This is a genomic window from Neoalteromonas flava, from assembly GCF_002807685.1.
GTDB classification, from domain to species: Bacteria; Pseudomonadota; Gammaproteobacteria; order Enterobacterales; family Alteromonadaceae; genus Alteromonas_E; species Alteromonas_E flava.
Genome location: NZ_PEAX01000003.1, coordinates 326,107 through 348,606 on the forward strand (window position 1 = coordinate 326,107; position 22,500 = coordinate 348,606).

Genomic DNA, 22,500 nt, shown 5'->3' on the forward strand with positions numbered 1-22,500 from the left:
CAACGGAACTCAGTTCAGGGAATACTTATGTCATCTGAAATAAAGCGATTGAAAAAACGTTCAGAAACTAAGAAAGAGCTAGAAAGACTAGTCGAAAGAGCTGAACATGTTTTCCTGATACATTACTCCTGCGAGTCTTTCTATGATATCAAGGACGGCAGGACTCCTCGTGTCACTTCAATAGCCTTAAGAAATCTAAAGACAGCTCAAACTGAGAGCTTTTCTATTCACAAAATAGCGGAACGTCGAGGCATAGAAATTGCGGATATCCCGACGCAATATGACCAGCTAGAAAAGGAGATGCTGGCAGATTTTTATGAATATCTTAAATATCGCCAAACCTTTAACTTTATTCACTGGAACATGCGTGACGGTAATTATGGCTTTTCTGCCATTGAACATCGATTTCAGGTTTTGGGCGGCGAGCCTTTTGTCGTGCCCGATGATAAGAAGTTTGATTTGGCTAGAGCTCTGGTGGGGTTATATGGTCGTCAATATGTTGGGCATGGTGAAGCAGGTCGATTTCATGAGCTAATAAAGCTCAATCATATGACAGACACTGGTGCCTTGACCGGTAAAGAAGAAGCCGCTGCTTTTGATAATGGTGAGTACGTTAAGCTACACCAGTCAACGCTTAGGAAGGTTGATTGTATCTCAAATATTGTAGAACGATTAGCAGATGGTTCTCTCGAAACAAATGCTTCATGGATGGATAAATATGGCGCTCATCCTAAAGCAATAATCGAATACATAAAGGAACATTGGATCTGGTCCTTGTTTGTTATGCTGGCAGTAATATCGGGGGTGATAGCCAGAGTGCTTGGGGTTTTTTAAATGCAAATTAAAGAGAGTGATTTACGAGATTACATTTACGATAGGCATCGAACAGATCTGTATAAATGTATTTCTACAGTTAAGAAATCATTCTATGAAAAATCTTTGGCGGGAAATGTTCAAAAGAAAGTTGAAAAAAGAATATTTGCGATGATTTCTTCACTGAAGGAATTGGAGATACAGGCGAGAGAACTTAGGCTAAATAAAAATAATGCTTTCCCAACTAGAGTCGACTTATTTGGATTATACGAATCAGGAGGAATAGCGATAATTGAACTTAAGGTAGGTAGAAATGCAGAAAGGCAAAGCTTTACAGAGCTCTTGGCCTACACTAGTTACTTTTCTTATCTGTTTCCTGACCTCAATAAAGAACTGATTGACTGCATCTTGATAGCTCCGATGCAAAGTAGGACTATACGAGATGCTTACGCACAAGAGGTGATTTTTCATCAAAGAAATATTCTTGTGCTAATTCCTGATTTCGACGGAAATAACCTTACTTTAACTCCTTACCTTCCAGAACAGCATTACTATAAATTTTATACCAATGATTTGTTCATAGATGAGAACATGCTTTCAGTGGCTATTGAATTTCCCATAATTGACGGATGGATAGATAATGATTTAGACAACGGAGGTGACCTCCCCAGGTACACGATTGACGCACTTAACGCCATATCTTCACACATTGCGCAGCGGTTGGAGACGAAAGGTTACCACGCATTAGTTTATGCCACACAGAAATGGGGAGAACTCTCTAAGGTTTTTCCCAACCCCAACGCAATATACGTAGCAGTTCTCGATCCGTTGGCTGAAAACATTTACGAAACGCAAGTCAGGGATGCTTTAGTACATGAACTTACGTCTCAAATGGCAGGAAGCAATTTAGATTCCTGGGTTCAAAACTTGAGTACAAAATTTACAGACAACCTTTTACGAGAGGTAAGAGAAGCTTTCAATGAAGCGACTCAGAACAGTGTTGGCCTTAGTTTCAATGCCCGGTTGTCCATGCCTCTATGGCATGTGGTAAAACATCAGTTTACTGATTCAGTAACGGTGCACCTGCTAAAAAGTTATCTCACAGGCTTCTTAAACGAAATGTACCAAATAGCGTTGAGTGAAAAATATGCTTCAAATAATGAAGAAGAAGTTGAATTACCGGGGATGGCCTATGAAGCGAATAGCTTTCCACTTTTCATATGGAGCATACTAGCCCAGATTGGAAATGAGTAACTAGAAATTACGCACAAAAAAACCGACTCAAAGGTCGGTTTAATGTGTGCAAAGAATAGATGGATGGTACCAGAGGCCGGACTTGAACCGGCACACCCTCGCGGGCGGCGGATTTTGAATCCGCTGCGTCTACCAATTCCGCCACTCTGGCTTTGGTGTCAGCAAAGTATTGATTTGATTAGAATTATTTTATCGCTTTAAAAGTCAATATCGTTTAGGAAAGCTTTTAACAAAATAAAAAGTAAACTGTCACTGTTTAGATTAAGTAATATTAACTAAACCAGTAAACTGGTTATCACTGACCGAATCGAAAAAGGATATCTTTTTGAGTTCAGAAATCGTAAGTAAATTAAGCAGCTTAATAAAAGACCCGGCTTTGGAACGTCTTGACCTAACCATATCCAAACCAAATATTTTCGAAATTTTGAGGATTGCTCATACTGAGATCCGTCACTCTAATTTTTTAGCCTGGGTGCTTAACCCTAACCAAAGCCACAATCTTCGAGACTCTTTTCTTAAATGGTTTTTGAAAGATGTTTTCAGTGACAGTCGAGTGCCATGGATAAACGAATTTCGCGTAGATAGTATAGAGACCGACAAATTAGTCGTTCATAGAGAATATAAAAACATCGACTTGTTACTTGAAACCTCAGACTTTGTTGTCGTGATTGAAAATAAATTATGGTCAAAAGAACACTCTAATCAGCTTAGCCGATACTCGGACACTATTGATAAAGATTTTTCAGGTAAGTATCACGCATTTGTATTTCTTACGCCTTACGGTGAATCTCCAGAGCAAGATTATGATCGAGACCTATATGTTACCTACGGGTATGCGTCGATTGTGCGGATCCTCAATATTATTCTAGATACCTATGGGCACTCGTTATCTGAAAAGATCACGACTTATATTAAGGATTATGTAGATGTCCTTAGGAGGCATGTCATGCAAGAAGATGAAGCGATTTCTATCGCTCAAGAAATCTATAAAAACCATAAAGATGCATTGGATTTTATTTTTGAAAATAAGCCAGACCGTTCCTCTGAAATTGGCGCTACTTTTGGTGCCGCAGTCAAGCAAGCCGGATATGTGTTAGGAACGCAAAATAAAGGTTACTGTCGTTTTACTACAAAAGCGCTAGATAATTTACTTCCTAAAAGCTCTGAGGTCGGTTGGAAGCAAAGCGAGTCCTTTTTGTTTGAAATCCGATTTTATGATGGGAAGGTCAGCTTAAAGTGCGTGGTATCACCGGGTGAGCAAGCGATAAGAACGAAGCTCATCACTGCGCTACAAACAATAAAAGGCGCAAAGGAGCCCAGAGGGAAGCAGTGGGCAACGATACATAATCATAATTGGCGCATCAATGTAAACAGCGAGAAGTATGAAGAGTTGGACGTGTTAAAGGACGATATTGAGCTCCATCTAGCTAGGGAAAAGGACTTTATTTCTGAGGTTGAACGAGCGATCGCAGAAGCCATTAAGGCATAAGAATTAATAAAGGAAAGGGATCTTATGTTCGACATTATTGGTGATATCCACGGGCACGCAGATAAATTGGTTCAGCTGCTTAGAAAGCTAGGCTATTCGAAGTCAGGCGAAGTGTGGTCGCACCCTGAGCGGACGCTCATCTCCGTCGGTGATCTCGTAGATCGTGGCCCACAACAGCGTGAGGTCACAGATATTTTAAAGCCGATGGCGCTGTCTGGAAATGCAATAGTGTTGATGGGAAACCATGAATTCAACGCAGTGTCATGGGCGCTCGAAGACAATGAAGGTAATTACTTACGTCCGCACACAGAAAAAAATTATCACCAGCATAGGCAATTTCTTGAGCAAGCAGACCCAGAAAGCGCTTGGTATAACGAAACCATTGATTGGTTCAAGACATTACCATTGATGTTCGAGCATGAAGCATTTTGCTGCATTCATGCAGCGTGGGATAAGAAAAACATTGGTTACTTAAAGACGAATTTAAGCAATGAACTGACGCTGCATCCGCACCAGTGGCAACAAGCAAACGATACGTCTCACGAACTCTATGAGGCGATAGAATACTGCCTCAAAGGGCCTGAGATACCCTTGCCAGATGGGCATACCTTTAAAGATACGGCCCATGTTACCCGCAATAAAATGCGTCTTGCTTGGTGGCAGGTGGATGAAAACGCCACCTATCAGTCAACGGCAGTATCTGTTCCTGAGCCTCACTTATTACCTGAAATCCCGCTGCCGACGTCTGTATTGGAATGTTCGCCCCCTGAAAAGCCGGTCTTTTTTGGCCATTATTGGATGCGGGGTACGCCAAAACTGTTGTCACCGTCCGTTGCCTGTCTCGATTGGTCGGTAGTGAAAGCCGATGGTCACATGGTGGGCTATAGATTTGATGGCGAGGCTACGCTTGAGCCGTCAAAGCTGGTGTGGGCATGAAGGGGCGCGTGGAGACGTGTTCGACAATCCAATCAAAAGGAGAAAATCATGTGTCAGTTTGATGGAGCCTTGAAGCTATGCACGTGCAGGTAGATACAACAAAGCCGTATTGGACGCTGTCGCGAAAGCGCAGCGATATCGATAAGTACCCGATCGTCATGGGGAGCTTTGAGATGCCGTCAGACGAAGAGCTCAGTTCGGTTCATGCGCTTGAAACTCAGCTTAACCGTCCGGGCGGCCCTTTTGATTTTTCCTATACGCCCGAACACGAAGATACCCTGACATTGAATCTGAAGAAGCAGCATCGCGTCTTTATTTTCGATGGACAACGTGGCCTTTGGTACGGTGAACTATGGGATACAAAGGCGCCGTATCGTGAGACGTTCATTAAAGGATCTGTTCAAATCACATCCGAGTAATCGTGATTTTTCGTTCAACACTTTCGTTAAAGTAAAGAAGCCATGATGACACCCGACGACTACCTTGTTTTCTGCCAAAATGAAGTTCGAAAAAGTTTCGAGCGAACTAAAGCCGGTAAGCCGGATGACAAGCTCAAATATCGCGCCGAAGGACTCCTGCATGCAGCGCGGTTGTTGGGACTGACTTCAGCCGATCAACTCAATGAAATGATAGAGACAGAGCATCAGGCCGTATTCGGTGAAAGTGTGGCAGCGCGGCAGGCCCGCAAGGCGGCACTGACCGAACTGAAAGCAACCGACCCCGATGCGTATTTTGACATCCTTGCGGTTGAGCGAAAGCCGCGGTAAATCAAAAGGATGAGAAGGCCATTGAACATAACACCGGTTAGGAGCTAACGTGCCCCCTAAGAGGTCCTCTTAATACGTCACGCATTGATAGGAGTTTGGCTAGGCTTTAATGTATCGGCTGTTTTTCACTCATCACATCATTTGTAAGGAGGTGCTCGAATGTATCGTACACACACATACCCATTACAAACCGTCCTTACTCTGGCGAAATACGCTTAAATCACGCCGTTAGTAAGGACGACATTTTTTAGTCTAATGTCGGAATTACGATATGTTCAAAAAACTTAATAACGCAACAGCTAAACCTGCTGTGTGGTCTCAATACACCGCTGATGTATTGTGGACTGATCATCATATTGCTCAGCAAATGCTAACCTATCATATGATGCGACAGCTTCAGATCAAGATCTCTCAGAATTCGAACAATGGGCGAAACGTATTATTTATAACATCGATCCACTGTTAAATGATGATATCAAATCGGTATGCGAGAATTTTAAGTGGGATAAGTTGGTTTTTGCGGAAGCGCTGACGGTAACAGAAATTAGAAGTAGTTTATATGTCAAATAAGTGTTGCTGTGAGTTCTTTTAATTACTCAAATTGAGTCTGTCATTTTGAGTCAAAGATACAGACTCTTGAAATTCAGCTCTTGAAGCATTGAACTGATGAATGAACTTTTTCCTCAAATTCTGACAGTAAACATACGAGGATATTAACTAAGTTGTCTAATACTCCTACATTTGGCCTAAAAACATATAAAAGACTCGTTGTTGATGCATATACTGAGTAAATAGGACCGAGATATAGGCTACAAAATAGATGTCATCCCGAGAAATACTAAAAGTAATGACAGAAACCAATCGCTATAAATCTTTTGAAGGTGGTGCTGTATATACTGGGATATTAGGTGGAAAGTATCTTGTGGTTCTTGATGAATCTACGTTGACGGATTTTATCGATGATGATGCGGTTGAACTAGTTATGGTTATAGAGTTTGATTCAGAATCGAAACGCGACGCTTATTTACAGCATCGCTTTGGTTAAACTTCCACCGCAATAGGTTGTTATTATGGCATTAACACAAGTCCAAATTATCCAGTCTCTTGGGGAAGCTATGTCATGGCTTGATAGAGAGCTTGGATGGGGCGTGCCAGTAACAGAACTTACTCACCTTAGTGGGCGAATAGGAGAGTTATACGCTGCACTATTAACCAATGGGCAGATGGCACTAGAAGTCAATCAAAATGGATATGATGTGGTCAGCGCAAATGGAGAGAGAATTTCCGTAAAGACAACAGGGCGTGCAGGCTCAAATGGCCAGGTTTCATTTAACCCAAGGACTTTGGACCAAGTTGACCGTATCATGATTTTTAGAATTAACATCGAAGATATGCAGATCGAGACATTGTTTGATGGTAGCGTTGATGCAGCAATGCCGCTCATGAATCAACCTAATCCAGATTCAAATTATAAACTAGCTCTAAGTAAGCTGACTAAGTCAGTTACCGTCAAGCGAGAACTCAAAGAGGTAAAAAGAGTAGTTTGGAATGAGTATGTTATATCTGAGCTGGAAAACGGCTCTATAGAAGTAGTCATGAATGGTTGCGTTCAATCACCTGTCAAGCCGCACTTGCGACTCATTGCAGAGGCACTTTCAATCCCAATAACTAACGCAAACGGAAATCTTTTCAATACTCGGCAATTAGGATCAACAATTATTAAGGCTCTTGATCAGAGCGAAAATGGAGATTGATACGGTTAGGGTGCAAGTTCTCTGAAGACAATTTAAGCAGCCATTTAAGTTAGTTTATCTAACTGAGGGTGTCTAGTAAATCAGTAGCTATTCAAGTTAAATCGAACCGGGTCAATCATTGAGGCTAGGGATAACTCAGTAAAGCGTATGCACGAAGAGCAGTTAGATTTGCAGCCACACAACTTCAGCAGTAGCTATCAGGGCTGTGTAGCTGAATTGAAGTCAGAGTCAACCTTGAATTAGTATCTGCAAGCGCTTTAAGGTTGACACATTGCTTAAAAAGTAGTCAGCTATAAAAAGGAATCAACGAAAAGGAATGTTCAATGCCCCGCATCACTATTGCTCTTTCAAACCCAGCGCTATCTGGCTCATTTGAAACCAGGAATGATCAAAACAATACCATTGCTCGCACAGACAGGTCGCTCTCACATTCGTATGAGGCAGAAACAGGAAAGACCTACAGAACAGCCATCGCTGTAACTGGCCCTGAAGGTACTAAATACAAAATCAAGGTGACAGGTGCCAGTTCGGCAGTATACCCGACGGGTGAACAAACCCTTGATGACAATCTAGATCACTTTGTAGTCAGAACCACAGGATAAGGACTTCTCAATGAAAAAAATGACTCTCTCCATTGCCTTGGCCATGGTGCTTAGTTCTACTGTCTTTGCCAATGAAACAGTTGCAGACTTTGCTAATAAGACCCCACGGATTGCCGCCGATGAAGTGACACCACCTCAACCTGCTGATACTGAGTCCTATGAAACAGGGTGGGCACTTGTCACTGGTAGCGATAAGAAGCAAGTCAGTTTTAAGTATGCCCCGGTTACCGGGCTCAATAACTTTGCTATCAGCCTCGCCGCGCCTTTAGACAGTGACGGCGTGACCACGTTTTACGACAGTGAAACTGACGCCTTTGCGAATTCAACAACACTCACGCTCAGTTATAGTTATGCAAAATTCACGCGTCTTGAGTTTAATTCGCTTGATGTAGAGGACATTTGCCGTAAAAACCCTAAAGCATTTGACCTAAAAGAGGCTGATGAATGCAATAGCAAAGGTGAAATTGGCGATCTCTTAGACGACTTAGATAGCACCCAATTATCCGCCAACGACCTAGCAATCATCCAGCGCTTCAAAGATGAAGTGTTAAGTCCAATATGGTTCTTTGGCGGGTCCCTTAGCTATGGTCGCGAGGAGTTTACACACTTTACCGGCGACGCACTCACCACTAAGGAAGCGACTGAAAATCCCTATGGCATAAGTGTAAGCGCGACTTACATAAAACCGACGCAGTATTCGCTAATTGCTACGCTTCAGTATCAGCAAAATTACTCAGCAGCCAGTGCAGTGACCCGCTGTCCCATTGCCGCTGATGATGCCACATTCGTGCAGTGCTTAGAAGCGCAGCAAACGAGCCCCACTAGCACCAAGAACAAAAATCTCAAACTCGGTGCTCGCTTTACATTAGATTTTTTTGGTCGAGATGTTGGATTTGCACCAGATGTAACCTATGACTTTGACGATGATGAGCATTCTGTCGCATTCCCCGTTTATCTGTATGGTGCCAAAGAGGGTGGGTTGAATGGAGGCGTTCGCGTAGACTATGAAAGTGGCGGTGAAGGCAGTACGGTAAGCTTGTTCATCGGCCAATCATTTAAACTGCATTAAGCTGCTTTGATGCCGGTGGCTCACCACTGGCACTTTTTTACATCAAGGAACTCCTATGTCGGAAATTGGTGATCTATGTCCCAACTGCAAGGAAGCGGGCAGATGGTATATCAATGATTACTGTGTGCAGTGCGACGACTGTGATTTTCAACGTTGCAGTACATAATTTGAGTTGAACATCTATGTAAATAGCGAGTGCTTCAGAGCGAACCGTTATCCTTGTAAGAGGTTCTTAATGCTCGATTTTGGAAATTAAACACGCTGCTATGATCCAAGCAATCGCCTCTGCATTTCTTTTTGCTTAGATCGGGTTGCGCATAAGTATCACTTCGTGAAACGCAACTGCAGACGCGTATTGACGAACCGCTTGATCAGCATCCTTACCAGTGAAACTAAGTTAATTATCTTTCGAGATCTCGACGCTTATCGGGCGGTTAGTCTCTATCGTCAAACAATCCTTGTGACAGGCGAAGCAAATCATTGGATCGACTGAATGTTGATTCTAACTCGCTGATATCAATCAGTTTATCGGTAAGTTCGCAGTATATACAAGATTGCTTCTTACTTTCTCTCATGTCATCGAAAAGCCCCTGATAAAGCTTACGTTGGTTATCAGTGAAGCGCTCTTCCATTAACACGGTGTTAAGCACAAACACAAAATCACGCCGGTGAAACGTGACAACCAACACATACCCTGACGCTGCTAATAGCTTGAAAACGAATTTATCATCAACAGTGTTTTCGCCATCACCGCCAACCAGATACGTCTCTATGTTGTTACCTAACACTAAGCTGAGTCCAAATACTAAATACGCAATGCTTTTTATCAGAGCATCCGAATCTTTTTTATCAACGCGTTGCATTAGGCGGATCATGAAATGGTCATGCACACAGACCCGCGAATAAAGTGTTCTAAACCCATTATCGTTGCCTTTGTTCAGGCCCCGGGTATCTAGAATATTGATAAATATCGGGTAGAGCATGCCAAGCTCATCAAAATCAAACGTTTTAGGGCAAAAATGCATTTGAACATGAGTCTGGTGCCATGAACTTGATTTTTTGTTGCGCCAGTAGCCAATTTCTACTGCCTTATTTCCCTTCAAAAAGTACTCTACGAAGCGTTCAATTTGTTTACGGCCCTCCAGACACTCCCCGCGCGCTAACTGTTGGTCAGCGTACTTATCAAGCGCGTCGTGGTGTTTTCCAGCCTGTCTAAAGATACCTTTAACTTTTGCCTTTGCGATTGACTCGTGCATGGTCATTTTCATTAAAGCTTAAAGTTCACTTCGATTGATGCGTTTCCAATCAACCGCACTGACGATGCCAAAATTACCCGATGCATTTGGACGTCGCCATTTTGCGAGAGGCATAGCCTGTAAATAGTCCAGCGCTTCGTCAAAGCTTTCCACTTTGATTTCGTCGCCTTTTTCACCCACCGTATAGCCGCCACGTTTATATTCACACGCGGGACCGAAGTGCGTACCATCACTCGCCACAGGGACTAGGATAAACTCACCGTTACTGAGGTTATGAGCAGAACAGTTTTTGGTTGGCTTAAAATCAATCCTGGAACGTAGCCACTTTTTCGCATATTCGATATCAACGTAGTATTCACCGTGACTATTTTTGTAGCATTTATCTTCCGGCGCTTTCATCATGTCGTTTTTAACCGAGCGGATATTCATATTCGACAACGCCGCTAGCTCTTCAATTGCCATGTCTGATTTGTAAAATAGCGCCAAGTCCTCAAACTCCTCGTCCATCTCGTAAATTTCACCTAGTGGTAATTCATCGTGAAAGCACAATCGAAGTCGTCCAAACGCCGCTTTACTGATAAGCGCTATCGGATCATTATCATCGGCTAATGATATTGTGATTTTTTCCAATTTTTGCAGGTCGACGATTTCATGAAAATCGCCGGGTAATAAGTTTCCTTCTATGAGCATCCCTTGAACCCCAAACGCATACATGCGCTGCAAAAATCGGATCATTTCATCTTCAGCTGTCTCACCCAGAGATATATGCCCGCCACCAATGCTGCCGTAAATATTCACCTTATCTTCTAAGAACCGGACTATCCGATGGCTAACGTCCTCGTACAATTCTGGAGTAATGTCTTCGTGCTTCATGTTAAATCTATCTGTGCAATTATTTTACATGCATAGGTTAGATCATCATTCAAATTAAAGCAATCCAAATATGTAAATATATTGCATTAATAGAAACATTTTGACCCGCGGCAATGACTTCTAAGCCAATTCACCCTATAGCATTGAACCGACGTGTCGTGTCGCCAACCGCTCAAGTGATTTGGCCGGTGATAATTCTTCTTCAGGTTTGAATTCGATGGCAACGTTGCAGATACACGCGCTATTTGCGCTCCGGTTGTGTATCACATAAGCCGTGTTTATCGCGTCTTGTGGGACATTGCAGCGCTTGAGCGATTCAATCAGTAAAGACTCCAAGCTAGGAGCGTCGACCACTGAATTGTTTATGTCTGATTTGCAAGTAATACGCATATTTTCCCCATCCTATTGCTGAATTTTAAACGTTCAAAAGGATGACAATAGAATTAGAGCTCAAGATTCCACAGGGGGGGCTTTATTTTGTCGATGTTCTTTAAATGAGATATGGTACTGTTTTGTGTAAGCGATTTTATTGTGAGCAAAAATATGAAAATGAAGTTATGGATGAGTGCGGCGGTTATTGTTTTATCCGGGTGCGCGGCTAAAGAAATGTTGCCTGGTGCTGAAACAATTAAAGTTGTAACTGAAGCGCCAGAAGGGAACTGCGAATTTGTTGGCGAAGTCATAGGCTCGCAAGGAAATTGGTGGACAGACGATGTAACTTCAACCAAAAACAAAATGTTAGGTGCTCGCAATGAGATGCGTAACGAAGCGTTTAAACTGGGCGCTACTCACGTCCATTTAGTTGAATCTGTTAATACTGAATCTGACTTATCGTTTGATGTTACAAACTCTACCGTGATTGGAAATGCGTACAAGTGTTGATTAAGTAGTGGAGTGTCTTTCGTGTGTATTTATGAGATAGCCATATGGTCACGTATACAACTTGGGTAAAAATATGACTAGTTGATTTATCGTTTGATGTTTCAGAATGTATTGCCTTAGAGGAAGCATTAAAGTTTTACCTTGCCCATTGTGATGGAATGCCCAAAGATGGCTCAAGCCCCTTATTGGGCACACAAAAAAGTATCAACCAAATGCTTTCCCGCCTTTACGATAATATGCATAAAACCAGTGGTTCGTTTCCTGTCGAGATACAGGAATGTGTGGTATAAATGAATTAAATTTAAAGTATCTCGAATAGTGAAAAACAGCTTCAAGAGGTTCAGCCGTTTTACCTTCTCGAAGCTGGCTGTTTAAAACACGTTATTCAGAGAATATTGAGCCCAAAAATATCTTTAACGTCGAAAAGTACTTTTTCTGTTTTATCTCTAGAGATTTGACTTCCTTCGACTAATATATCAATCAGTTGAGCTTTATCGTGTAAAAACTCTGTTCTTTTCTCTCTTATTGGACGGAGCATGTCCTGCAGACACTCTTCCAGTATTTTTTTCGTTTTACCGTCTCCAAGACCTCCACGTCGATAGTGCTCTTTTAATTGGCTGATATAGTCCTCATTTGGATGAAAAGCATCAAGATAGGTAAACACAACATTTCCTTCAGTACTGCCAGGATCTTCGACTCTCAGGTGATTGGGGTCGGTATACATTGATTTGATCGCATCGGATATCTCTTTTTCGGTAGCTCCAAGATTAATGGCGTTGCCCATAGACTTAGACATCTTATTTTTCCCATCCACACTAGGCAAACGTGATGTATTACTTAATAAAGGCCTACATTCATTCAAGACGATACGCCCTGCTAATGAGTTAAGCTTTCTCACTATCTCATTAGTTTGCTCAAGCATTGGTAGTTGGTCATCCCCTACAGGTACCAATGTTGCGTTGAAGCCAGTTATGTCAGCGGCTTGAGATATTGGGTATGTTAAAAAGCCAGCCGGGATAGATCGTTCAAATCCTTTGTTTTGAATTTCACTTTTGACTGTTGGGTTTCGTTCTAGCCGACTAATTGTAACAAGGTTGCTATAATACATAGTCAATTCAGCAAGGGCTGGTAGCTGTGATTGAAGGCAAATGGTTGTTTTAGATGGCTCAATGCCTACAGCTAGGTAATCTGCAACGACATTTAGAATGTTGGATGACACTTTTTTTGGATTATGAGCATTATCAGTAAGACCTTGCATGTCAGCAACAAGAATAGTTTGCTCATGAATTGCCTGTAAAGCAACTCGCTGCTTTAAGGACCCGACATAATGACCTAGATGTAACGCGCCTGTAGCTCTATCACCGGTTAAAATAATTTCTTTTTTATCAGTAGTTTGTTTTGTACTCATGGACATATCTCCTAGGTAAAACGGATTGCTACTGGAGATACAAAAGAAATTACAATCTTAGCTACCTTCCAGCAGCTTAAGAATGTAAAAATTCAGTGCCGCTCTATTTAGAGCGCCACCAGAAGAAAAGTGTATGCGTTAAAATATATTTCATCCCAGCAATCTAACAACAATCATTTAGAAACTCAACTACACTCAAGCGTAGTTCGCAAAGAAAGAAATTCATGATAAACACAACACTTATAGACGTTTCGTCAATACTAGTGACTTGTCGTTCCGCGCCTTCAGATAATGTCCTGATTTATAGGGCTTTTCGTGTCAGAAATCCTCGAGACTTTTTTTAGGTTTTTCACGTTTTGGGCACGCGGAGCCCAAAACGTGCCCACTACTTTTTAAAATCGTTTATTATTGTTCAGTTTGACCGTCGGGATACTTGCCCAACGCGAGCTTAGGGCTTTTTGTGCCAAAAAGTAATTCTACAGACAGTCACAGTCCTAAATTTATATGTGAGCTTGGCGTATGTTGTGATTAGTTTGTAACATTTACTGTAATTGCAATTTTACTTGCTGTTTCTCTAGGTTTAGAAGTTCCATATTTGATGCTCTTCCTCTTGGGAAAGTCGAGAATATTTTGCTAGTCTTTTTAAATGAATAGTGGTGAGTATTCTGAATGACTGAAGGTACGTTCATTTTTCTAATTTTTATGGGCTTTTTGACTGTGATGTTCTCAGAAGCGAGCTATATGCTCGTTTCAAAATTAAGCGCAAAGATAAAAGCTGATAACCCCAATTTTGTGTTGGACACTGTGGTGCCTAACTTGAAACTTGATAGCGTATTCAGATTAGCACGCAATTGAAATATCCATTGTTTTTAAAAACGACCTTTAATATTTAAAGAGCCTGCGGAATTTCAGTGGATACCTCTGTTGCAGGCCCTTTGGTAAAGGGAATCAGAAAAATGGTTAGAGTGCTCAGTTCATTGCAAAGGTCAAAGGAAGCTAAATGGCAATAATATGTCTTGAAGGAGCTAGCGGTATCGGTAAGAGCACAGCTGCTGATTTTATGGAAAAGGAATACGGATATGTCCGTGTTCCAGAAGTAAACGAGCTATTTGAACGGTCATCTAATGAATCAGTTGATTGGTATTTTGAGATGCAAATTAAACGTTGGGAGTTAGCAAAAAATGAATCTCAATCTGGAAAAGTAGCCATTCTGGATGGGGATCACTTACAACCGATTTGGTATAACTGGATTTTTGATGATCTAAATTTTCAACCTGTGAATGAAGTTTTGGATTTTTACTCCAAAGCATTTCTACAAGGCCAATTAGATTTCCCTGATGCATATGTTTTATTGCATATTGGTTTAGATGAATTACGAGCAAGGAAAGAAAACGATAAGAGGCGAAAGCGAAGTAATTTTGAAATGCACTTGCGCTTGATTGAGCCGCAACGTGAATACTTCGAATCGTTGCGATTAGGTGGTCATAGAGGTGTTAGTTTCGTACAAGCAACTTCTCCAATGGATATTGCCAATTACTGCCATGATTTGGAGAAAGCCGACTTGGTGAACCACGCAAAGACACCAGGATTTGATATCGTTGAGGCTTACATTAAGTCGAAAAGTAACAAAAAAGGCAGGGAACGCGCAAAAGAAAGACAATAGAAGTTGAATAACCATAGAGTAGATAAGGCATGCTGTTAATCTTTCGAAGGAAAATTGTATAGTTACTTTTCGCGGTTCCGGTATTCGCTTGGAGTTAAACCTTCAAACTGTTTGAACGCCCTGTAAAAAGAAGAACGGGAGTTAAACCCGGTTGCTAGGGCAATATCCAAAACGGAGTTTTTTGTTTCAATTAGTAAGCATTTTGCGTGATCAATTCTGGCATTATTGATCAAATCAAAGAACGATGTATCAAGTTGTTGAGATAACGTTTGGGTAACGTATTGTGGTGGCTCACTTAGGTGGCTCGCCAACACTGCGAGGTTGATATCGGGGTTCAGATATATTCTGTCATTTTGAATTGATATGTATATTTTATCTGCGATTCTTGCCAAATCCGCTGTTTTCAAAGCTGAGCGTTCATAGTTTTTCTTCTGCCTAACAAATGAAGGAGGTGTTGTTTCTTGGTTTATCGCTTCAAAACAGGGACGCTGACGAAGGCCATTCAGACAAATCAACCAAACCAGAGCGGCAAACAACGCTAGCACTCCTGTCTCCGCTGTTGTCGAGTTACTCAAATGAGAGTCAAACGTCAAGACCAGTAGTGCGACTGCCCACGTTACTACTAATAATAATGATACCCATGAGAGCCAGATTAGGTTTCTATTCTCATCTTGAGAGTATACATCTTTAAGTCTTTTACGTAGCCGAATGGTTCGTCTTAGCATCCTTTCAACATAGACGCAGCTCAGCGTGCACCAGACAAGAAAAGATAGTAGAAACGCGAACGATAGAATATTTATGACAAGCACATCTTCTGATTGCTCAGTAAAAAACATTTGTTCAAATGTTGCTTTAGGTAAAAGAAAGATTGCTAAACCAAGTATCGTCATAAAAGGAAGTGGTATGCAATGCCACATCATAGCTTTTCGCCATTTCCATTTCTCTTGTGATATCAGAGAATCTTGATAAAGCCATAAACATGGAAAAAGAGAGAAAAACAATAAAGGCAAAATGCTTACGTAGAATTGAATAAAAGACGGTGTAAGCTCAAATAACAATGGTCCTAACCCAATCACCAGTAAGCAGATTAAAAGCAAACAAAATGGAGTACTGGATTGTGATGGTGATTGCAGTTTATTCATCAGCAAAGCGAAAAGCGCCACTGATACTGCAAAGGATGAAACAACAATATCCGTCATTTGCAAAACTCCTGAAAAATGCCGTAAACGATAGCATAGCTCGGTAAAAAACTGTCGCAGAAAGATATCTAATACAGAATTATTGCTTCGCTTCACGGTTAAATGAGCTAAACACCACATTTACAAGTGTTTCCCTTGTTTATATTTGAAAACTGTACGAGATGCATGGGTAAGACGATTTTGGGTATTTCCCATCGTAGTATTTACCCGTTTTTAAATCAGTTAACCTTGGGAAATAAGTCAAAATGAATAGAGATAAGAGTCAAAACACAAAGGCATTGAATACACTGGTGCGCTGCGGTGCTATCGCTTATTTTGCGATGCCGATCTGCTATATCGGTATGTTTCTTATTTTTGGCATTTTATTATCTATTCCACATGCATCTGATATCAGTGACAAAATAGCGTACATTGCCTCACAACAAAATTTGCTCAGTCTTGCCTATGTACTCGGCTATCTAATTTTTGGGGGACTCCTGCTCGTTGCCGTTCAGGCGACACATGCCTACTTAATTAAATCGTCGTCGCATATGCTTAATCTTGCTAGTGCATTTGGCTTGATTTGGGTAGTCCTTATGATGTGCTCAGGAATGCTTGCTCTGGTAGGGATGAATACGATGATTGAATTGTTTTCTCAAGGAAACCCTCATTCTGAAACGCTGTTCTATATACAAACAACCGTTGTAAATGGACTGGGTGGGGGTATCGAACTTGTAGGAGGTTTATGGGTGCTATTTTTGAGTGTTTTCGCACTGAGAACAAACCAACTTAGCAAGGGAGTTAATTTTTTTGGATGTCTAGTTGGTATGCTTGGAATTGGCACGCTCTATCTATCTCTTCCCAGCCTCAAGGAAGCTTTCGGTTTATGTCAAATAATCTGGTTTATTCTGATGGGAATTGCCATGTTTCGACATAAGAACGAGATTAAACTATGAGTATCGTTGCGTTGCTGCATTTTCTCGTCGGTACTTGTTCGGTTGTTGCAGGGTTCACCTCTTTGTTTGCTAAAAAAGGTAGCGGCATACATAAATTTGCGGGTCTTATTTACGTAATCGCTATGGTAATCCTATGTTTGAGCGGCTTTTATCTATCTTATGTTCGAGAACTCCAATTTACATTCCTACTGTCTGCTTTATCTTTGTATTTGGTGGTGACTGGTTGGTTAGCAATAAAGCAAAACCTTTTGCATACAACGGTTAGAGCCAGATTAGAAGTCACTTGTAGTGCATTGCTTTGCTTAACTTGCTTTGCACTTTCTGCTCTTGGGATAAGCTTAAATTGGCCATACCCGAGTACCGAACCGCCTTACGAAGCTTATGCGTTTATAGGTTTATGCACAGGATTCTTTGTGTATGGGGATATAAAGCAATTGATGAGCGGTATTCATGAAAAAGCATCACAATTCAAAAGGCACCTGACGCGAATTGGGGCGTCGATGCTTATAGCGACGATTGTTTTTTTCCTTGGTAACAATCATGTGCTCCCAGACGCTTTTCGCACTGTTCCAATTCTTTTAGCACCAATTGTAACGGTTTTTGTAATCACTTCATTTTATCGATTTCAATATTCTCAAATATTAGAAAGGAAGTAGTTTGAACTTTTACACTATTACTAATCGTATCTGCTTCGGACTAGCTACGTTTCTATTTTTTCTATTAATTAAACATTCTGTTGATGGAAGGAAAGTGAAGCAAGAAACTAGTAGTGTTAAGGTGAGTCCCATTAAGGAACTACAGATTGCAGTGGATCATTTAAGATGAATCGGCTCGACTTGATCTGACCGTATCACCCGTAAAAAATGGGTAACTGTTAGGTCAAGTCTGAGCATGTAAAATCTATGCACAAATCCTGCTACCGCTATCACCTTGAAGGCTTCAGTAATTGCTGGGACTTTTTTGTATCTAATAGATTTTAACGTTTTTATATTTTCGCCGTTTATCTGGTTTAGGGAGTGTTAATGTTTAATACCTGCTGAAATACTTACTATTTTCCAAGACCCATTCTTTTTATGCCAGACTTGAGCACCGCCACCACTGATAGTCATCGATTGATCATTTTGTAGAGTAAATGATTGGGTAAATTCGTTTACAAGAATGGCTGTTTGACTATCGATTACAGACACTTTTATATTGGTGAATTCTAATGAAGAAATCGTTTTGATAGCGCTAAAACCTATAGTGATAAGAGGTTTTAGATCTTCAATTGAGTTCCAATTAGTACCATCACTGTCTAAGCCAACAAATTTCTCTGTGTCAATGAGCTTAAAGTAATGCTTAGCGTCCAAATTTTTGGAAGCAGTTACCAGCTGATCAAATGCTGCTAGCACTTCATGCTCGATTTGCGTTTCATTACTTTTTGAGAAGGTGTTAAACGCAATAAGAGAAAACACCATTAAGTACGGAAGTTTGTATTTAATCACTATTTATACGCTCTTTTGTAGTTTTAAAATCTGCATTTGCCAATAACCACGCAAGTAACAGAGTGAACATGCCAACTATGAGAGCCAACCAGGGGGTTGACGCCCCAGTAGCCTTGTAAACATTAAATGTTGCTATCGCTGACGGTAAATATTCGACCAATCCAATCACGGTCATTGCGGAGATTGACCATGGCTGTTCTTGCCTGAAAGGTATGAATAACAGTATTAGCAAAGCTGTGCTGGTGGCAAGAAAGCCTGCTGCTTCGGTTCGCATCATGCCGATATATAAAATCTGCTGCACGTCCGTCAGATCAATCCATTGAGTCCCAATTACTTCGGCGTGATACGGCATGAATTCATGACTAAACTGATAAGCCCATCCGATTGCCAACATAGCGAGCGCATTCATTAAGTAAAGCGAGAAGGCGAATTTCTTTTTCATTGAATTTTCTTTTTGTCATCTTAAGTGTGCTTGAGTGTAAATACCCCATATCTAACACAGTTACTTCGTAGAATATCTAGGCCGCATTTCTATACTCAATCGGTGTCATGTCGTTAAGTGAATCATGTGGCCGTTCGTTGTTGTAAAGCCCTTATATCCATCATGACCGTGGGCAATCGCATTGTGACACCTGCTCAGCAAAATCGCGACTGCACATAAAAATAGAATAAAATTTTTCATAACAAACTCTTTTTTTAACATTACCTCAGATTTTTGAAAGCCTATTGAATAAACGTGCAAGTGCTAGTGAGCAGTAGCTTGATAAAAAGCGGACATTTTCGAATACTTGCGTCTTACTCAACAAGAGAGGGTTCACTCATGCACAAACGATGGCTTGCATGTAAGACGTTGAGCAACGCCGGAGTCTTGACGAACGAAGCGATCAAATATGAGAATTAGCTTTAGGCCAAATGCTAATGGCGTCCATTCACAATATGAAGCGGTCCATCAATTAGACCCATTAATCCATCCATAAAAGCTCGTTTATTCAAAGAGAGGTTGAATGAAGCTGATAGGCTAATGTGGTTTTTTGTTAAACAAAGGAAAAGCCAAAATGCTAAAGAAAGTTGGAGCCGCTGTTTTACTAGTCACTATCTTCGCAAGTCAGGTTCAAGCGATAACATGGACTAAACAGGATACGTGCAAACATTGGCAGGAATTAGCATATCAACACCATGCTAGTCACCAGATCTTGATTGAAACAAAAACTGAACCACAAGCCATAATGTTGATGAAAGAGTGGGCACAGTATCAGTACTACGAACCAAATAGCGCAGGGAAAATACTATTGGATAAGATCATACAGGGTTTGAAATCAGAGCAAGCAGTCTCTGAGCTGAAAACAGCGGTCAATGACTTGTGCATGACATTATCGGAACAAGCGTTGCAGGAAGAATGGGCGAATCAAGATGATATTAACTATTAACGACTGAAAAGCCGGTTCATAGCAGTTTGAATATCGTGTATTGGATCAATCGACTAAGAGCGCCTACGTGTTTAATAGCGTTATTTCTGTTAACGCTATTAATGACTGCCGCCTTTGGAGTTGTCATGTACGTGGAACAGTTCCAAATCATTGATGAAATGTTTATTCCAGCGGAGATCTTAGCGCATATTAATGCGATGACTGAGCGGCAAAAAAACGTTCATATTTGGTTGACGGCAACCCTGGATGTTGCTTATCCATTTGCCTACGGCGCTTTATTTATTGGTCTAACGCTCAGGTCGTTTCCAGTGCATGGATACTGGCTAATGCTACCGAGTATTTTGGTCATTCCTGTTGATTTACTAGAAGGCGTTATTCAAATTTTGTTGCTTCGAGGCCATGATGACGTTGTGACAATAAAGAGCGTGGTCACTGCATTAAAACTGATTTTGTTTGTCACTGGACTCATGGTTGGTGTAGTCGCAACTATACGTCTTTTGACTAGCCGCAAACACCGTAATCCATGACGTTATTATTTTACTTCAATGCAAACCTAGATAAGTCATATGCCAATCAAAAAATTTGATTGTGCATTCGGTAACGACTTGCCTAAAGACAATCGGCAAAGAAATCAATTTATGGACTGCGCAGAGAAAGAAAACATTAAAGTTTGTGCTGGGAGATATATGCTGAAATCCTAACTTGAGACTCTTCCAATCCTGCCTATTTTTTATTCATAGATTATCTCCGAATTTAGTGTTTCATATCAGCACGGGGGGGCCGTCACAAATTAAGCGGCCCAAGATGAAGTGCTGTTTAGATGCCTTGGTTGAGCCGAGTCATAGGTCAGTCGTCAACATCTATCAAAGCTTCCGCAGGAAGTCGACGTATAAATCAGCAACTTGCTCTGGTTTGTCTAGCATGGGTACATGGCCACAGCCGTGCATGATTTCTTTACGTGAATCAGGCAGAGCATTTTGAAGTGCGTTGGCGCCACTGACATGAAAAATTTTATCCTCTTTACACCAAATAATCAGCGACGGCATAAGTAATTTCGGCGCCACCTCAAGTAACTTTGGTGTATTAATAAAACTGTTCGCTGAATACCAGATTTGTTTATTTTTAACTGGCGTATTTAGTTCCTGTTGCATCCATGTCTTTAATATTGGAGAGGGGATACTCGGTGTTTCGGGGAAAAGCCATTCGTTGCGAGCATGAAAAGCTTTTTCACTTTGTACTACAAGTGGGAGGTAACCCTTTTTAATGGCAGATTCCATTTCACTTTGAATTGCACTTTTTACTCCTAGCGGGCTTCCAATAAAGGCGAGTGATTTAAACAATTCGGGCCGTTGAGTTGCAACTAAAGCTGCGACCTGCGCTCCCATAGAATTTGCGCCAACGTGAGCGTTTTTAACGTTTAATTGTTCCAACACCAACGCAAGGTTACTCGCTTGTTTGTTCAGGCGATATTCGTTGTCTTTGAGTTGTAGATTGTTACCAAAGCCAGGCAAATCTAATGCGATTACATGAAAGTCAGGTTCTAAATGTCGAATAAGGTCAACCCAATGCTCTTTACGTGCAAATATGCCATGTAGTAACACTACAGTATCCGCTTTATCTTTATCGGCTCCTCCTTCCAAGTAGTGGATTTGCCCAATTTTGGTGTCGATTGTTTTTTCGCTCACACCTGCAGAATAGTTATTAAGTGTTAGTAAAGCTTTGGCCATGGATTGGGGGAATAGAAACCATATCGAGGAAATAGCTAATCCAACACATAAAAAAGTAATTAGAAAAAATCGTTTCATTGAACCTCCTTCTTTTGATATAGACTGTACCGGAGTATTCTCAATTTCAGTTGAATAAACGTGCATGCATTGCAATGACAACAGTAAAAATAATCAGTACACCTATCGCTCGCACATCTTTTCGTTATCAAAGGTGGAACTTGCGATGCACAAAAATTTAATAACATGTGTGATATTCGGCCATAAAGCCGATGTAAAAGTACATGGAGAAAATGAACAGGTGAGTGGACGGATCGTGTGTATTAAACCTGATGTGATGCACGGTGTTATTGTTCCAGAGGGAGGCGCTGATGTTTTATACCTAGATGGCGTTAAGTTACCGAGTGATTACGCTGATTTTTCCTTACTGGATAATGTCTGGGCGGATATACCTGAGGCATTTCATTGCGCAAACAAAAAGCGTTTTTCGGAATTACGTAGCGCACTCAATAGTAATTTTTCTACCGATGATCAAAAAATTTTAGCGATTATAGAGAGGCTCTATGTTCATCCACTAGAGCGCATGAGCCAAGATGAGTTGGCGCAACATTTAGGGATGGAGCGGACTCAAGCACTTAAACTATTCAAGCGTGTAACTGGGCAAACATTTAGACGCTTTAAAAAGTGGGCTGCGAGTGTAACTGTCACTTCAAGTGTATTTAATGATGGGCTAATCATAGGACACGCAGGACTCGATGCAGGATTTTCAGATGCTGCGCACACATCAAGAACAGCTCGTGAAGTCTTTGGTCTAACCCCGACCGACGGCGTTAATAGTCTCAAGGGGATCTCAACGCTTTTGGCTTGATTACAGGTCTCGATTTTTGCTGTCCTTATAGCAAAACGTCGTCAAACTGCTTGGTTCCGAATTCTTTAATGCGGCAGTAGTGTATTTGTTATCAGTA

General features: G+C 41.2%; 25 protein-coding genes and 1 tRNA gene. 17 read left to right on the plus strand and 9 right to left on the minus strand.

Annotated elements, in window-relative coordinates:
- Positions 1-27: 27 nt before the first annotated feature.
- On the plus strand, positions 28-834 hold the full coding sequence (locus tag CSH92_RS07500; RefSeq protein WP_100656998.1) for a hypothetical protein: 807 nt from the start codon (positions 28-30) through the stop codon (positions 832-834).
- The gene (locus tag CSH92_RS07505) at positions 835-2,067 is read left to right on the plus strand and encodes a hypothetical protein (RefSeq protein WP_100656999.1); all 1,233 of its coding nucleotides are present in this window, start codon (positions 835-837) and stop codon (positions 2,065-2,067) included.
- A gap of 64 nt (positions 2,068-2,131) precedes the next feature.
- Here CSH92_RS07505 and CSH92_RS07510 read toward each other — a convergent pair.
- Positions 2,132-2,218, minus strand: a tRNA-Leu gene (locus tag CSH92_RS07510).
- Positions 2,219-2,392: 174 nt separating this feature from the next.
- On the opposite strand from CSH92_RS07510, the gene CSH92_RS07515 reads away from it, so the two are divergent.
- From CSH92_RS07515 to CSH92_RS07555, 8 genes are all read left to right on the plus strand, one after another.
- Positions 2,393-3,556, plus strand: coding sequence for a PDDEXK-like family protein (locus tag CSH92_RS07515; protein ID WP_164084685.1), 1,164 nt, complete (start codon positions 2,393-2,395; stop codon positions 3,554-3,556).
- Between the two features lie 24 nt (positions 3,557-3,580).
- On the plus strand, positions 3,581-4,492 hold the full coding sequence (locus tag CSH92_RS07520) for a metallophosphoesterase (RefSeq protein ID WP_100657001.1): 912 nt from the start codon (positions 3,581-3,583) through the stop codon (positions 4,490-4,492).
- 77 nt (positions 4,493-4,569) lie between these two features.
- Positions 4,570-4,911, plus strand: coding sequence for a hypothetical protein (locus CSH92_RS07525; protein ID WP_100657002.1), 342 nt, complete (start codon positions 4,570-4,572; stop codon positions 4,909-4,911).
- Between the two features lie 42 nt (positions 4,912-4,953).
- Positions 4,954-5,259 carry a hypothetical protein gene (locus CSH92_RS07530; protein WP_240612758.1) on the plus strand — a complete coding sequence of 102 codons (306 nt, stop codon included), beginning with the start codon at positions 4,954-4,956 and terminating at the stop codon, positions 5,257-5,259.
- Between the two features lie 847 nt (positions 5,260-6,106).
- Positions 6,107-6,304 (plus strand): hypothetical protein, encoded by a 198-nt coding sequence (locus tag CSH92_RS07540; RefSeq protein ID WP_240612759.1) that lies wholly within the window; start codon positions 6,107-6,109, stop codon positions 6,302-6,304.
- A 25-nt stretch (positions 6,305-6,329) separates the two neighbouring features.
- Entirely contained in the window at positions 6,330-7,013 is a 684-nt protein-coding gene (locus tag CSH92_RS07545; RefSeq protein WP_100657005.1) for a DUF6998 domain-containing protein, read from the plus strand.
- A gap of 323 nt (positions 7,014-7,336) precedes the next feature.
- Positions 7,337-7,615, plus strand: coding sequence for a hypothetical protein (locus CSH92_RS07550; RefSeq protein WP_100657006.1), 279 nt, complete (start codon positions 7,337-7,339; stop codon positions 7,613-7,615).
- A gap of 10 nt (positions 7,616-7,625) precedes the next feature.
- Positions 7,626-8,684, plus strand: coding sequence for a hypothetical protein (locus CSH92_RS07555; protein ID WP_100657007.1), 1,059 nt, complete (start codon positions 7,626-7,628; stop codon positions 8,682-8,684).
- A gap of 434 nt (positions 8,685-9,118) precedes the next feature.
- Here the strand turns inward: CSH92_RS07555 and CSH92_RS07560 are convergent, their stop codons facing one another.
- From CSH92_RS07560 to CSH92_RS07570, 3 genes are all read right to left on the minus strand, one after another.
- A complete protein-coding gene (locus tag CSH92_RS07560) occupies positions 9,119-9,940 on the minus strand; it encodes a hypothetical protein (protein WP_124916937.1) in 822 nt (273 codons plus the stop codon).
- Between the two features lie 18 nt (positions 9,941-9,958).
- Positions 9,959-10,813: a hypothetical protein gene (locus CSH92_RS17165; RefSeq protein WP_205662139.1), complete on the minus strand. Its 855-nt coding sequence runs from the start codon at positions 10,811-10,813 to the stop codon at positions 9,959-9,961.
- Positions 10,814-10,948: 135 nt separating this feature from the next.
- Positions 10,949-11,203: a hypothetical protein gene (locus CSH92_RS07570; RefSeq protein ID WP_100657009.1), complete on the minus strand. Its 255-nt coding sequence runs from the start codon at positions 11,201-11,203 to the stop codon at positions 10,949-10,951.
- A 153-nt stretch (positions 11,204-11,356) separates the two neighbouring features.
- On the opposite strand from CSH92_RS07570, the gene CSH92_RS07575 reads away from it, so the two are divergent.
- Positions 11,357-11,695 carry a DUF4156 domain-containing protein gene (locus CSH92_RS07575; RefSeq protein WP_164084686.1) on the plus strand — a complete coding sequence of 113 codons (339 nt, stop codon included), beginning with the start codon at positions 11,357-11,359 and terminating at the stop codon, positions 11,693-11,695.
- Positions 11,696-12,080: 385 nt separating this feature from the next.
- Here CSH92_RS07575 and trpS read toward each other — a convergent pair whose 3' ends face one another.
- Positions 12,081-13,103, minus strand: coding sequence for a tryptophan--tRNA ligase (trpS, locus tag CSH92_RS07580; protein ID WP_100657011.1), 1,023 nt, complete (start codon positions 13,101-13,103; stop codon positions 12,081-12,083).
- A gap of 1,000 nt (positions 13,104-14,103) precedes the next feature.
- Between trpS and CSH92_RS07590 the strand changes: the two genes are divergently transcribed.
- Positions 14,104-14,766 (plus strand): nucleoside/nucleotide kinase family protein, encoded by a 663-nt coding sequence (locus tag CSH92_RS07590; RefSeq protein WP_100657013.1) that lies wholly within the window; start codon positions 14,104-14,106, stop codon positions 14,764-14,766.
- Positions 14,767-14,828: 62 nt separating this feature from the next.
- On the opposite strand, the gene CSH92_RS07595 is transcribed toward CSH92_RS07590, so the two are convergent.
- Positions 14,829-15,965: a helix-turn-helix transcriptional regulator gene (locus CSH92_RS07595; RefSeq protein WP_164084687.1), complete on the minus strand. Its 1,137-nt coding sequence runs from the start codon at positions 15,963-15,965 to the stop codon at positions 14,829-14,831.
- Between the two features lie 245 nt (positions 15,966-16,210).
- On the opposite strand from CSH92_RS07595, the gene CSH92_RS07600 reads away from it, so the two are divergent.
- Positions 16,211-16,900 carry a hypothetical protein gene (locus CSH92_RS07600; RefSeq protein WP_100657015.1) on the plus strand — a complete coding sequence of 230 codons (690 nt, stop codon included), beginning with the start codon at positions 16,211-16,213 and terminating at the stop codon, positions 16,898-16,900.
- Positions 16,897-17,556, plus strand: coding sequence for a DUF2306 domain-containing protein (locus tag CSH92_RS07605; RefSeq protein ID WP_100657016.1), 660 nt, complete (start codon positions 16,897-16,899; stop codon positions 17,554-17,556). The genes CSH92_RS07600 and CSH92_RS07605 overlap by 4 nt, the downstream gene beginning before the upstream one ends.
- Before the next feature lie 363 nt (positions 17,557-17,919).
- Here the strand turns inward: CSH92_RS07605 and CSH92_RS07610 are convergent, their stop codons facing one another.
- The gene (locus CSH92_RS07610; RefSeq protein WP_100657017.1) at positions 17,920-18,384 is read right to left on the minus strand and encodes a nuclear transport factor 2 family protein; all 465 of its coding nucleotides are present in this window, start codon (positions 18,382-18,384) and stop codon (positions 17,920-17,922) included.
- Complete coding sequence (locus tag CSH92_RS07615) at positions 18,377-18,826, minus strand: hypothetical protein (RefSeq protein WP_100657018.1); 450 nt, start codon at positions 18,824-18,826, stop codon at positions 18,377-18,379. Before CSH92_RS07615 ends, CSH92_RS07610 begins: the two co-directional genes overlap by 8 nt.
- 613 nt (positions 18,827-19,439) lie before the next feature.
- Between CSH92_RS07615 and CSH92_RS07620 the strand changes: the two genes are divergently transcribed.
- Positions 19,440-19,811: a hypothetical protein gene (locus tag CSH92_RS07620; protein ID WP_100657019.1), complete on the plus strand. Its 372-nt coding sequence runs from the start codon at positions 19,440-19,442 to the stop codon at positions 19,809-19,811.
- Between the two features lie 125 nt (positions 19,812-19,936).
- A complete protein-coding gene (locus CSH92_RS07625) occupies positions 19,937-20,338 on the plus strand; it encodes a hypothetical protein (protein ID WP_124916938.1) in 402 nt (133 codons plus the stop codon).
- 336 nt (positions 20,339-20,674) lie between these two features.
- Here CSH92_RS07625 and CSH92_RS07630 read toward each other — a convergent pair whose 3' ends face one another.
- Positions 20,675-21,616 (minus strand): alpha/beta fold hydrolase, encoded by a 942-nt coding sequence (locus tag CSH92_RS07630; RefSeq protein WP_164084688.1) that lies wholly within the window; start codon positions 21,614-21,616, stop codon positions 20,675-20,677.
- Between the two features lie 145 nt (positions 21,617-21,761).
- Here CSH92_RS07630 and CSH92_RS07635 point away from each other — a divergent pair, with 145 nt between their 5' ends.
- Positions 21,762-22,403 (plus strand): helix-turn-helix domain-containing protein, encoded by a 642-nt coding sequence (locus CSH92_RS07635; protein WP_164084689.1) that lies wholly within the window; start codon positions 21,762-21,764, stop codon positions 22,401-22,403.
- The last annotated feature ends 97 nt before the right edge of the window (positions 22,404-22,500 follow it).

Coding starts and splice junctions, on each gene's coding strand:
- CSH92_RS07500 (WP_100656998.1), top strand. CDS start 28: ATGTCATCTGAAATAAAGCGATTGAAAAAACGTTCAGAAACTAAGAAA.
- CSH92_RS07505 (WP_100656999.1), top strand. CDS start 835: ATGCAAATTAAAGAGAGTGATTTACGAGATTACATTTACGATAGGCAT.
- CSH92_RS07520 (WP_100657001.1), top strand. CDS start 3,581: ATGTTCGACATTATTGGTGATATCCACGGGCACGCAGATAAATTGGTT.
- CSH92_RS07525 (WP_100657002.1), top strand. CDS start 4,570: ATGCACGTGCAGGTAGATACAACAAAGCCGTATTGGACGCTGTCGCGA.
- CSH92_RS07530 (WP_240612758.1), top strand. CDS start 4,954: ATGATGACACCCGACGACTACCTTGTTTTCTGCCAAAATGAAGTTCGA.
- CSH92_RS07540 (WP_240612759.1), top strand. CDS start 6,107: ATGACAGAAACCAATCGCTATAAATCTTTTGAAGGTGGTGCTGTATAT.
- CSH92_RS07545 (WP_100657005.1), top strand. CDS start 6,330: ATGGCATTAACACAAGTCCAAATTATCCAGTCTCTTGGGGAAGCTATG.
- CSH92_RS07550 (WP_100657006.1), top strand. CDS start 7,337: ATGCCCCGCATCACTATTGCTCTTTCAAACCCAGCGCTATCTGGCTCA.
- CSH92_RS07555 (WP_100657007.1), top strand. CDS start 7,626: ATGAAAAAAATGACTCTCTCCATTGCCTTGGCCATGGTGCTTAGTTCT.
- CSH92_RS07560 (WP_124916937.1), bottom strand. CDS start 9,940: ATGCACGAGTCAATCGCAAAGGCAAAAGTTAAAGGTATCTTTAGACAG.
- CSH92_RS17165 (WP_205662139.1), bottom strand. CDS start 10,813: ATGAAGCACGAAGACATTACTCCAGAATTGTACGAGGACGTTAGCCAT.
- CSH92_RS07570 (WP_100657009.1), bottom strand. CDS start 11,203: ATGCGTATTACTTGCAAATCAGACATAAACAATTCAGTGGTCGACGCT.
- CSH92_RS07575 (WP_164084686.1), top strand. CDS start 11,357: ATGAAAATGAAGTTATGGATGAGTGCGGCGGTTATTGTTTTATCCGGG.
- trpS (WP_100657011.1), bottom strand. CDS start 13,103: ATGAGTACAAAACAAACTACTGATAAAAAAGAAATTATTTTAACCGGT.
- CSH92_RS07590 (WP_100657013.1), top strand. CDS start 14,104: ATGGCAATAATATGTCTTGAAGGAGCTAGCGGTATCGGTAAGAGCACA.
- CSH92_RS07595 (WP_164084687.1), bottom strand. CDS start 15,965: ATGACGGATATTGTTGTTTCATCCTTTGCAGTATCAGTGGCGCTTTTC.
- CSH92_RS07600 (WP_100657015.1), top strand. CDS start 16,211: ATGAATAGAGATAAGAGTCAAAACACAAAGGCATTGAATACACTGGTG.
- CSH92_RS07605 (WP_100657016.1), top strand. CDS start 16,897: ATGAGTATCGTTGCGTTGCTGCATTTTCTCGTCGGTACTTGTTCGGTT.
- CSH92_RS07615 (WP_100657018.1), bottom strand. CDS start 18,826: ATGAAAAAGAAATTCGCCTTCTCGCTTTACTTAATGAATGCGCTCGCT.
- CSH92_RS07620 (WP_100657019.1), top strand. CDS start 19,440: ATGCTAAAGAAAGTTGGAGCCGCTGTTTTACTAGTCACTATCTTCGCA.
- CSH92_RS07625 (WP_124916938.1), top strand. CDS start 19,937: ATGTACGTGGAACAGTTCCAAATCATTGATGAAATGTTTATTCCAGCG.
- CSH92_RS07630 (WP_164084688.1), bottom strand. CDS start 21,616: ATGAAACGATTTTTTCTAATTACTTTTTTATGTGTTGGATTAGCTATT.
- CSH92_RS07635 (WP_164084689.1), top strand. CDS start 21,762: ATGCACAAAAATTTAATAACATGTGTGATATTCGGCCATAAAGCCGAT.